This window comes from Exiguobacterium sp. s129 (assembly GCF_018617585.1).
GTDB lineage: Bacteria > Bacillota > Bacilli > Exiguobacteriales > Exiguobacteriaceae > Exiguobacterium > Exiguobacterium aestuarii_A.
Genome location: NZ_JACSKL010000006.1, coordinates 185,837 through 196,290, shown reverse-complemented (window position 1 = coordinate 196,290; position 10,454 = coordinate 185,837). Strand labels below are relative to the sequence as shown.

Here is a 10,454-nt window from a genome sequence, read left to right as displayed (position 1 = left end):
ACTTAAGTCGCGATGCGGCTCCGGGATTGCCTGCGGAAAGCGTGGGCGCCGGAAGGACGAGTTCGAACATGTTATTTGTCAACAAGCTGGGGGTCTCGTATGAGACCCTTTTTTCGGTTAAAAATATTTTGCTTGTCCTCTTAGCTAGTGTAGGATAGTAAGTGAAGAAACGAGGAGGATAGGCTATGAAACAACAGATAAAAAAACGGTTGAGCTGGGTCATTTTGGCCGGCATCCTCATTGTCGGGGCATTACTCGCTTATAATTTTTACGTACTCATGAATCTGAATGGTGAAGAGGAAGAACAGGTTGAACCGTTCTACTCAAATGTCGTGATTGGGTATCAAGAGCGTAAACTTCCGAAAGAAGGGGAAACACTCGAAGAACGAGAGTACCTTGTCACGTATGATGAAAACGGACATTTTATCTCAGAAGTCGTTATGGGACCAAACGTGGGTGCAAAAGCAGAGTGGGATGGAGAAACGTATTTGGAGTTTAATCCAGATGGAGAAGAGGTCTTGCGTCAAGAGACCAATTCCGGAGCGGTTGCACCGCATCCATTCCTATCCCGCGCCACGAATGAACAGATTCGTAAATGGCTAGACGATGGCACACTCGGGTCAAGTGAGGGCGAGACAGATTTAGTCGGTCGAACAGCGCAAGCTTATGTGAAGTCTGAAGCGGCTGAAACGGTTCCTGAAGAATGGGTTCAAAACTATCCATCTATTTTTAGTGAAGAAGATAATAAAGAGACAGTCACATATTATGTCGATGCGAATGAACGGATTTTGCTTGCGGCAGAATCGCGGAATAACGGAAAGTTGTTCCATTCGATTCGAATGACATCTTTTGAATCAAGATAATCCGATGGGGAGCAGACAACATGTCGGCTCCCTTGTCGTCTGAAAGGGAGAACAGAATGAAACAAATTCAAGTTGAACAAGTTCAAACGGATTTGACGAACTGGGAAGCTGGAGAAAAGATTAATGAGGCGGCGCTTTTATCTTATGCGCACTGGTCACGTGCGACTGGGCATGAAGAAGAATTGATTCGTTCATTGACATTGCTTGCTACATATCGACTCGAGCAGAAGGAGTCGATGGACCCGTTATTGAACCGCTGGGTGAAAGAATTAGAGTCGATGAATGCGTTACCTCCGGAATTACGTCTGTTTCAATTGAACGAGCAATTGCGTCGTTCAAAACAAGCGCTTCAAATCGATTGGCCGACACTTCGCGAAGCAGATTACGCCTCAATGAAGGTACAAATTTTGACGGAATATGAGTCAAAAACATCTGCACTACTTGACCAACTCGACCGACTTCACGATGAAGTGGAGGCGGCCAAGTCTGATTTGCGGGACTCAGAATGGCGGGGACAACTCGAGAAGATATTCGAGGCAATCATCGAGGCGATGCAGGAAGTCGCATCGTTAGAGGATGATACGGCATCTTTACTCGCATCGATGCAAGGGAACTACTTCAGTCGAGAAGCGTTTCGTCGCTTCGGTGAACGCGTTGTGCTCGTCAAAGAGCGACTCGATGCAATCTGTCAGTTGCTGCCGGAACGTAAAACGGAGACACGTTCGAGCGCCATCGAATCACTTGAGGAAATGATTGGTCTAGATGACATCAAAGACCGTGTGAAAGCATGGTATCGCTTCCTGCTCTTCCAGAAAGAACGAGAAAAAGCAGGGTTTTCATCGAAGCATCAACCTTCCCTTCATCTCGTTTTTACGGGTAATCCAGGTACCGGGAAAACGACGCTTGCTCGACTCATGGCAGAGATTTATTTTGAACTCGGCCTGCTCAGTCGACCGGACCTCGTCGAAGCGGATCGCTCAAGCCTAGTCGGCGCATATGTCGGACAAACGGAAGAACAAGTGATGAATAAAGTCAAAGAAGCAGAAGGTGGCGTCCTGTTCATCGATGAGGCATATGCACTAAAACGTCAAGATGCAAGCGGAAGTGACTATGGGCAAGCTGCAATCGACACGCTCGTCGCAGCGATGACGAGCGGCGAATATGCCGGGAAGTTTGTCGTCATCTTGGCTGGTTATCCAGAAGAGATGCGTCATTTCCTACTTGCGAACCCTGGTTTACGCTCACGATTCCCAGAATCGAATCATTACGAGTTGCCAAACTATCGGGATGAGGAATTAGTCGCTATCGGTGAAAAAGTGGCACAGGAAAATAATTATGTGTTGACGGAGGAAGCAAAACGGTCACTTCTGACACGGATCGACCGTGAACGTGTCGATTCGACGTTCGGGAATGCGCGAACGGTTCATAACATCTTACTCGATGCGATGTTTAAAAAAGGATCTCGTTTCGGTGCAGATGCCCCTCTAGACGAGATGGCGCTTTTGACCGAAGAAGACTTTGATCAACCCGAAGAAGATGCGAGTCCAACATCGTTGGACGACCTTGTCGGTATGGAAGATGCCAAAGCTCAATTGGCAGAGATTGAAGCACTCGTGAACATCCAAAAGAGACGAAAAGCGCTCGGTCTGAAGACGGCACCCGTCCAACTTCATATGACACTCACGGGGAATAGTGGAACGGGTAAGACAACTTTTGCATATCTGTATGCTCAAATGTTGAAGCGTACAGGATATTTGAAGCGTGGACACGTCAACGTTGTCAGTCGAGCGGATTTGGTCAGTGGCTATGTGGGACAGACCGCACAAAAAACGAAGGCGGCGATTCGTGATGCACTCGGTGGCGTATTACTCATTGACGAGGCATACAGCCTGAATGGAGGAGCGAATGATTACGGTCGAGAGGCAATCGATACACTTGTCGATGAAATGCCGAAACATGGCGAAAACCTTGTTGTCGTCCTTGCGGGGTATGAAGGTCCGATGAGACGGTTGATTGAATCGAATCCTGGACTAAGCAGTCGCATGAAACGTACGATTCATTTTGAAGATTATTCGCAAGAACAGCTAGTCGAGATTGCTGTGAACTATGCGAACCAATTTGGATACGAGTTGGACGAACAAGCATTCGAAGCGTTATCGATTCGATTAAGTGAAATCAATAACGCGAATGCACGGACTGCCTTGTCTGTCATCGATGAGTCAATCGCTCGTCAATCGTATCGACTCATGTCGGAGGAAGAAAACGAGACATCTCTCCAACAATTATTAGTAGTAGATATTAAGAGTAAACTATAATACACTAGTAGTAGGAAAGAAGGATGATTCAATGCATACGATTCAAATCCCAGTTAGATATCAAGAAACGGACATGATGGGAATCGTCTATCATGCCAACTATTTAGTTTATCTAGAGATTGCTCGCACCGAACTGTTACGTCAGCTCGGTGTCGAATACAAAGACATGGAAGAAGCAGGTTTCGTTTCGCCGGTGACGAACGTATCGATGGATTACAAGCGAAGCGTAACGTTTGGCGATACGGTTCATGTGCGCGTATGGGTCGACCAATACTCAAAGATCAGAACGATTTATGGGTATGAGTTGACGAACCAAGATGGTGAGCTCGTAGGAACAGCCAAGACGACTCATGTTGTGGTCAAACGAGGAGATTTCAAACCGATTCGTCTCGATCGAGAGTTCCCGAAATGGCATGACATGTACATGAACGTCATGAATCCTGTCTAAGAATCTTCTGTCTTCGTACCGTCAGTATGGTATCATATCTTGACGGTACTTTTTGTTATCTAGAAAGGGGAAAATCGCATGCGTTATCCATCAGTCTTGATGGTTTGCGGCGCCTTGACGTTCATGTTAGCCGGTTGTACGACAAACGAGCAAGTTGAACCGAAAGAACCAACGACACAGTCATCAACAATAGATGAACCACAATCAGAACCAAACGAACCGACCACGGATCAGGAAGTGGAAACCGAGTCACCAACAGACGAAGAAACAACGGAGTCTGAACCGGAAGTCGAAGAACAACCAGCTGAGCCGACACCGCCAGCAACAGAAGAGCCGACTACTCCTGTTCAACCGATTGAAGTCGATGGGGTGGCAAACTTGGAGTTAGAAGAATTGATTCTTGTAAACAAGCAAATTGCATTGCCGGCTAATTATCAGCCGAGCGACTTAGTTGAGGCCAACATCGATTTCGTCGACTCGACTGTCGGTGAGCGTCGGATGATGCGAAAAGAGGCGGCACGTGCAATCGAAGAATTGATGAGTGACGCAAAAGCGTCTGGCATTGATTTGAAAGGGACGAGTGCGTTTCGTTCATACGGTTATCAGGTGACGCTATTTAATTCTTACGTTGAGCGGGATGGTAAGGAACAAGCGATGAAATATTCTGCTCCACCCGGACACTCTGAACATCAGACGGGTCTTGCAATCGACGTCTCGAGTGCTTCTGTCAATTATCAACTCACACAAAGCCTTGGTGAAACGGTTGAAGGAAAATGGCTGGCAGAACATGCTCACGAGTATGGCTTTATCATTCGCTATCAAAAAGCGTTTGAGAAAGAGACCGGCTATATGTATGAACCGTGGCACTTACGTTATATCGGCACTGAACATGCGAAAGAAGTGCACGCATTGAATCAGCCGTATGACCGATATATTGAGGAATATATGAAGTAAGGGGAATTGCGATGCCATATATGACAGAAATCATCATTATCATTTTAAGTTATTTACTCGGTGCGATTCCGTTTGCGCTCATCATCGGCAAGCTCGGCTATCGAGTAGACGTTCGCGAACATGGGAGTGGTAACTTAGGTACGACGAATACGTTTCGAGTTCTCGGAAAAAAAGCGGGAATTCTTGTTTTACTTGGTGACATGGGGAAAGGACTAGTCGCTGCACTACTACCTCTATTATTCGGAAGTGAGATGAGTCTGCTTCTTGCTGGAATTCCGGCAGTCATTGGACATTCTTACCCGATTTTTGCGAAGTTTAAAGGTGGAAAATCGGTCGCGACGAGCGGCGGCGTACTTCTAGCAGCGTTTCCGTGGTTCTTCTTTGTCGTCGTCGGCACGTTTATTGTGACACTTCTCATTTCACGGATGGTATCCCTCTCCTCGATGGCTGCCGCTGCAGTAGGTCTCGTGACGGCAACGACGTACAGTGTATTGACAAAAGATTGGTTACCTCTCATTGTCATCGTTCCACTCGCCTTGTTTATCATCATTAAACATCGTACGAACTGGCAACGAATACGGGCAGGGAAAGAACCAAAAGTGCCACTTTTTCAAAACAAGAATAAATCTTAATTTCTTTCAGGTGCGTCCGGCCAAGACGCACTTTTTTGTGCATTGTTGTTGATTTACATAAAAAAGAAGCAAAATCATGTTGGATTTGCTCGTTCTTTACTTTCAATTTACGTTAAATTTACATGCGTTCGTTACACTAGAAAAGGAAAGATTTTAGTGGAGGAGGCAGGGACGTGTCTTTAATCGGTGAAGAACGTAAACAAAAAATTGTCGAGTGGATCGAACGAGAAGGTAAAGTGAAGACGAGCGAATTGATTGAACGATTGAATGTATCAGGGGAATCGATTCGACGTTATCTAGAAGAACTAGAGAAAGAACATCGGATTAAGCGTGTTTATGGGGGTGCGGTTCTTCATCAGAGCATGTCTTTTCAGCCGATTGTCATTGCCAACATGGATGGCATCCGCCGTATCGCGTATACGGCATTTCAATTGATTCCAGACGATACGTTACTCTATATCGGTCATGGGGTTGCAGCCGAACAAGTAGCATCTCGTTTACGAGGACGAAACGTGACGGTGGTCACGCCATCTTTAACGGTCGCCAAAGCCTTGTTTGAACAACGGGCGAAAGGTGTGCTCGGTGGCGAGATCCAGTTGTTAGGTGGTACAATCGATCCGAAACATCTCGTGACGACAGGCGAACAAGTTCTCGCACAACTCCAAACCTATATGTTCGACCTTGCCATCTTATCTGTTGAAGGGGTCGATTCAACCCTTGGTTTGACGTGCGATGCTTTCGGACTCGCTAGTATCACACAATCGGTGATGTCGCAAAGTCGCGAGACATTCTTATTAACCGACCATACCCAGTTGAACCAACAAAAAAGATATCGGGTGTGCGACTTTTCAAAGGTGACGGCAATCATCTCAGATTTTCCGGAACCACAAGAATTTAAAGGCGTCTTAGCCGAACATGGTGTGGACTGGAAGTTCGCACCGTAAAAGGAGCGATTGTATGAAAGTAGAAGTGATTGTCACAACGTTATCTGAAGCAATCGAGGCGGAGCAACTCGGGGCAGATCGACTCGAGCTGATTGCAGATATGGAAAATGGCGGGATTACACCAAGTTTCGGGACGATTCGGAACGTGATCGAGCACGTATCTATCCCGGTACATGTCATGATTCGACCTCATACACGTTCGTTCCATTTCAACGAAGATGATGTGGAGACGATGCTAGCAGACATTGGTCTATGTCGTGAACTCGGGGTGAATGGAATCGTCTTTGGTGCATTGACAAAAAACGGGGCAATCGATGAGCGGATTTTAGGAGAAGTCATCAAACATAAAGGTGAGATGGCACTAACGTTCCATCGTGCCTTCGACGCGTCGCGTGATGTATATGAATCGCTGGATGTCTTAAATGATTTCCCAGAAATCGATATCTTATTGACATCAGGTGGTGCGAACACTGCATTAGAAGGTATCGAAACATTGATCCGACTGAACGAGCAAGCAGAGATGACTATATTGCCTGGAGCCGGCATCACGACAGAAACTTTGCCATCCTTACAGGAACGACTCAACGTCGACATGGTACACGTCGGGAATGGCGTACGAACAAACGGACAGTTGGATGGGGATAAATTCAAACAACTTCGTGGATGAGTCAAAGCGGAAAACAGTCGAAAGACTGTTTTTTTGCTATAATGAAAGAAAATACAAAGTGTAGGTGAACTCATGCAATCTTCCGTTTACAAACAATATGCGCTTCGAATGCTCTCAGGAAAATGGGGCATATCATTACTCGTCGTTTTGACTGTCATGGTCATTCAGGCGATGATCACGACACGTCTAGACCTATCAACGAATGACCCTGAAGTCCTCATGACTTCTGTGGCACTTTTGTACGGAGCGACAGTCCTTCTCGCGCCAATCGAGCTCGGGAAGAATTGGGTGTTTCTTCAGGTCGCTAAAGATGAGAAGCCTAAGTTCGGCTTATTGATTGAAGCGTTCGGCTCGCTGAGAGAGTATTCACGAGCGGTGATTTATTACGCAGTGTTTTATTTAGGGCTGAACGTGTTGATGTTATTCCTAATTGTGCCTGGCGTCTGGTTTTATTTGACGTATCGCATCACACCGTTCATCATGCGGGACGAACCAGATTTATCAGCATTCCAAGCCATGCGAAAGAGTCGCCTAATGATGAAAGGGCATAAACAGACGATGTTAAAGCTATTCGCAAGTTTTATCGGATGGTACGCGCTCGTCCTTCTTACTGGGGGACTCGCTTACATCTTTGTCACGCCCTACTTACAGACGGCGATTTCAGGTCTCTATCTAGAAATGAAAGCGTCATATCTCGCAAAACAACCGGTCGGGTAATCCGACCGGTTGTTTACGTTCAATGCTGATCTGTCTTTTTCGGGTTAGGGGCGTCTTCAAAATCTTGTTTTTCTTGTTTAGACGCATCCGCATGCCACTTTTTCGCTTGTTCAGTGGCAATCGGTATCGCTTTCGTCTCAGAGTAGCCTTGTGCGAGCAATGCGTTCGCAATATCAATGGCTTTCTTTTTTACAAGTGGATCGAAGTTTTTCAGTGATTCAGGATAGTCTTTCATGTTCCATGGCACGAAAATCGCCTCCTTCACTCCTACTAATTCCACAAACGGCATGATTCAAACGTCTTGATGAAGGTAATACTCGATGATCGCTTGTGTTCCGTTCTCCCCGTAACCATTTTCTTCGAGAATCGAATAGAGTCGATGAGCGAGTTCGAGTCCAGGTAATTTCACTTGAAGTTCGTTTGCACTCTCGATGGCGAGTGTCATATCCTTAATAAAATGTTTGATGAAGAAACCTGGTGCATAATCTTCAACAATCATCCGTGGAACCAAGTTTTCAAGCGTCCAGCTACCGGCTGCACCTCCACGAATCGTGGGGATGAGCGCTTCCGGGTCAAGTCCTGCTCGTTTACTAAACGCGAACATCTCCGCATTCCCCATCATCGTTCCGGCAATGGCTATCTGGTTGGCGAGTTTCGCATATTGTCCGCTCCCGGCATATCCCATCCGCTCAATGGACTGTCCCATTGCTTCGAATAAAGGTTTTGCCTTATTGAAAGCAAACTCTCCGCCTCCGACCAAAATGGAAAGTGTCCCATTTTTTGCACCAATATCTCCACCAGTGACCGGTGCATCGAGCGGAAGAAGACTCCGTTCAATGGCCGTTTCGGCGATTCGTTCGGCAAGTTTTGGTGAGGAGGTTGTCATATCGATCAAGAGCGTACCTGGTTCTGCTGAATCAAGGATATTTCCTTCCCCGAAATAAATCGACTCGACATCTGATGGATAACCGACGATGGTGATGACGGCATCAGCATCTAGACATACCTCTCGAATCGTTTCGCACCATACTACACCTTCCTCTAATAGCGAGGCAGCCTTCTCTTTCGTTCTCGTATAAGCTTTTACGTCAAAACCATGCTTCATCAAATTTCGTACCATAGATTGGCCCATGACCCCGAGACCGATAAACCCGATTGTTTTCATGTAGATTGTCCCCCTAGTAATTGTTGTGAGACGAGACGCTGATAAAGTGCGTTCTCGTTTAAAAGTTGCTCGTGTTTCCCAACCCCGCTGATGCGTCCATCTTCTAACACAACGATTTGGTTGGCATGTCTGACGGTCGATAAGCGATGGGCGATCACGAGTGTGGTTCTCCCGACCATCAGACGATCGAGCGCTTCCTGGACGACGCGTTCTGATTCTGAATCCAGACTCGACGTTGCTTCGTCGAGCAGTAAAATTTGCGGATTACGTAACAATGCCCTGGCAATCGCAAGACGCTGTCGTTGTCCACCTGACAAGCGAATACCACGTTCTCCAATCTCCGTCTCGAGCTGATTCGGCATCAATTCGATAAATGACCATGCGTTTGCCATTTCACACGCCTCTTTGATTTCCACATCACTCACTTCACGTTGAAGACCATAGACGATGTTTGTCCGAACAGAACCCGACAAGACGGGAGAGTCTTGAGCGACATAACCAACGACTTGACGCCATGTATCCCGGCCATATGTTTGAATGTCGCGATTGCCGTACCGAATTGATCCCTGCGTTGGTGTGTAAAATTGTTCGACGAGCGAAAAAAGTGTCGTTTTGCCGGCGCCGCTTCGACCGACGATGGCGGTCGTTGCGCCCGGTGAAACGTGAAGAGAGAGTCCTTGGAGAACGGGCTCCGTCCCATAATGAAAGGTCACATCCTCGAAAGAGAGGTCAGCCTGCTCGATGGATTCTTGATATGTGCTGTACGGTTCAGGACGGACATCTAATAATTCAGCGATTCGTTCAGTTGCGCCACGTGCTTTTTGTAGTCTCGTCAAAAATTCACTCATGGTGATCAGTGGAGTGATGATTTGGAATACATAGAGCATGAATGCGAGCAGTTCACCCGTCGATAAGGCCCCTGTCGAGACACGATACGCTCCAAATCCGAGTATGGCAATCAACATCCCTGTCAACGTCACGTTGAGGAGAGGGATGAGAATGGCTTGAATCCGTCCTTCTTTCACACCATAATCAAACAACGTTTCGATTTTCACTTTCCCGGTCCGCACTTCCATTTGTTCTGTCGCCTGCGACTTGACGAGACGGATTTCACCGAGCAGTTCCGCAAAGAATCCGGACAGGTTACCGAGCTCCTGTTGCGTTTCTTTTGCAATGACTCGAAGCTTTCGGCCGAGTGGAATGACGATGACAAGCGTCGTCGGCACTGAAAACAAGATGACGAGTGTCATTTGCCAATCGAGCGTGAACAAGATGGCGACGGCACCGATGACCGAAACGAAAGAGGTCAACAAGCGGACACTTTGCTCGGACAACAGCTGTTGTAGTGTAGTCGTGTCATTGTTCAAGCGGGAGACGAGTTCTCCCGATTTGATCCCATCATAAAAAGGGATGGGCAGTTTGATGAGGTGGTCCCACAATGTCGTCCGAAGATTGGCGACGACACGTTGACCGACAATATGTAGCCAGTAAATCGATAACGCGCTCGTAATGACCTGGACGAGAAAGGCAATGATAAAGTATGCAATCCATTCAGGCGTCAACAGGTCACTACTCCAACGGTCAACGACGCGTTGAAGAATGAGTGGAATCGCTAGCGATGCAACGGCTTGAAGGAGCGAAATCAGAATAGCTCCAACAAACAATCCTTTAGGAGGGTTCGCGATTTTAAAAAGTTGGAAAAACGTTTTCCATGTCGATGAATTCATTTTGAACAAACCTCCTCTCTCT

The 10,454-nt window shown here is 46.8% G+C and carries 11 protein-coding genes; 8 read left to right on the top strand and 3 right to left on the bottom strand.

Annotation, left to right across the window (positions count from 1 at the left end):
• Positions 1 to 185: 185 nt before the first annotated feature.
• The 8 genes from KNO92_RS09230 (at position 186) to KNO92_RS09195 (ending at position 7,540) form a co-directional block, all read left to right on the top strand.
• Positions 186 to 863, top strand: coding sequence for a hypothetical protein (locus KNO92_RS09230; protein ID WP_214692678.1), 678 nt, complete (start codon positions 186 to 188; stop codon positions 861 to 863).
• A gap of 56 nt (positions 864 to 919) precedes the next feature.
• The gene (locus tag KNO92_RS09225) at positions 920 to 3,178 is read left to right on the top strand and encodes an AAA family ATPase (RefSeq protein ID WP_214692676.1); all 2,259 of its coding nucleotides are present in this window, start codon (positions 920 to 922) and stop codon (positions 3,176 to 3,178) included.
• A gap of 31 nt (positions 3,179 to 3,209) precedes the next feature.
• On the top strand, positions 3,210 to 3,626 hold the full coding sequence (locus tag KNO92_RS09220; RefSeq protein WP_074033186.1) for an acyl-CoA thioesterase: 417 nt from the start codon (positions 3,210 to 3,212) through the stop codon (positions 3,624 to 3,626).
• Between the two features lie 78 nt (positions 3,627 to 3,704).
• Entirely contained in the window at positions 3,705 to 4,580 is an 876-nt protein-coding gene (locus KNO92_RS09215) for a M15 family metallopeptidase (RefSeq protein ID WP_214692674.1), read from the top strand.
• 11 nt (positions 4,581 to 4,591) lie between these two features.
• The gene (gene plsY, locus KNO92_RS09210; RefSeq protein WP_483297451.1) at positions 4,592 to 5,212 is read left to right on the top strand and encodes a glycerol-3-phosphate 1-O-acyltransferase PlsY; all 621 of its coding nucleotides are present in this window, start codon (positions 4,592 to 4,594) and stop codon (positions 5,210 to 5,212) included.
• Between the two features lie 173 nt (positions 5,213 to 5,385).
• Complete coding sequence (locus KNO92_RS09205; protein WP_214692672.1) at positions 5,386 to 6,156, top strand: DeoR/GlpR family DNA-binding transcription regulator; 771 nt, start codon at positions 5,386 to 5,388, stop codon at positions 6,154 to 6,156.
• Positions 6,157 to 6,169: 13 nt separating this feature from the next.
• Positions 6,170 to 6,823, top strand: a complete 654-nt coding sequence (locus KNO92_RS09200) for a copper homeostasis protein CutC (RefSeq protein ID WP_214692670.1) — start codon at positions 6,170 to 6,172, stop codon at positions 6,821 to 6,823.
• 72 nt (positions 6,824 to 6,895) lie between these two features.
• On the top strand, positions 6,896 to 7,540 hold the full coding sequence (locus KNO92_RS09195; protein ID WP_214692668.1) for a DUF975 family protein: 645 nt from the start codon (positions 6,896 to 6,898) through the stop codon (positions 7,538 to 7,540).
• A gap of 19 nt (positions 7,541 to 7,559) precedes the next feature.
• On the opposite strand, the gene KNO92_RS09190 is transcribed toward KNO92_RS09195, so the two are convergent.
• Genes KNO92_RS09190 through KNO92_RS09180 form a run of 3 tightly spaced genes read right to left on the bottom strand, consistent with a single transcriptional unit; the run spans position 7,560 to position 10,432 of the window.
• Positions 7,560 to 7,787: a DUF2188 domain-containing protein gene (locus tag KNO92_RS09190; protein WP_214692661.1), complete on the bottom strand. Its 228-nt coding sequence runs from the start codon at positions 7,785 to 7,787 to the stop codon at positions 7,560 to 7,562.
• 45 nt (positions 7,788 to 7,832) lie between these two features.
• Entirely contained in the window at positions 7,833 to 8,705 is an 873-nt protein-coding gene (locus KNO92_RS09185) for an NAD(P)-dependent oxidoreductase (protein ID WP_214692659.1), read from the bottom strand.
• A complete protein-coding gene (locus tag KNO92_RS09180) occupies positions 8,702 to 10,432 on the bottom strand; it encodes an ABC transporter ATP-binding protein (RefSeq protein WP_214692657.1) in 1,731 nt (576 codons plus the stop codon). The genes KNO92_RS09185 and KNO92_RS09180 overlap by 4 nt, the downstream gene beginning before the upstream one ends.
• Between the last annotated feature and the right edge of the window lie 22 nt (positions 10,433 to 10,454).

What these genes read in the sequence shown, in the direction of transcription:
- KNO92_RS09195 (WP_214692668.1), top strand. Translation starts at nt 6,896, where the DNA reads ATGCAATCTTCCGTTTACAAACAATATGCGCTTCGAATGCTCTCAGGA.
- KNO92_RS09230 (WP_214692678.1), top strand. Translation starts at nt 186, where the DNA reads ATGAAACAACAGATAAAAAAACGGTTGAGCTGGGTCATTTTGGCCGGC.
- KNO92_RS09215 (WP_214692674.1), top strand. Translation starts at nt 3,705, where the DNA reads ATGCGTTATCCATCAGTCTTGATGGTTTGCGGCGCCTTGACGTTCATG.
- KNO92_RS09200 (WP_214692670.1), top strand. Translation starts at nt 6,170, where the DNA reads ATGAAAGTAGAAGTGATTGTCACAACGTTATCTGAAGCAATCGAGGCG.
- KNO92_RS09185 (WP_214692659.1), bottom strand. Translation starts at nt 8,705, where the DNA reads ATGAAAACAATCGGGTTTATCGGTCTCGGGGTCATGGGCCAATCTATG.
- KNO92_RS09220 (WP_074033186.1), top strand. Translation starts at nt 3,210, where the DNA reads ATGCATACGATTCAAATCCCAGTTAGATATCAAGAAACGGACATGATG.
- KNO92_RS09180 (WP_214692657.1), bottom strand. Translation starts at nt 10,432, where the DNA reads ATGAATTCATCGACATGGAAAACGTTTTTCCAACTTTTTAAAATCGCG.
- plsY (WP_483297451.1), top strand. Translation starts at nt 4,592, where the DNA reads ATGCCATATATGACAGAAATCATCATTATCATTTTAAGTTATTTACTC.
- KNO92_RS09225 (WP_214692676.1), top strand. Translation starts at nt 920, where the DNA reads ATGAAACAAATTCAAGTTGAACAAGTTCAAACGGATTTGACGAACTGG.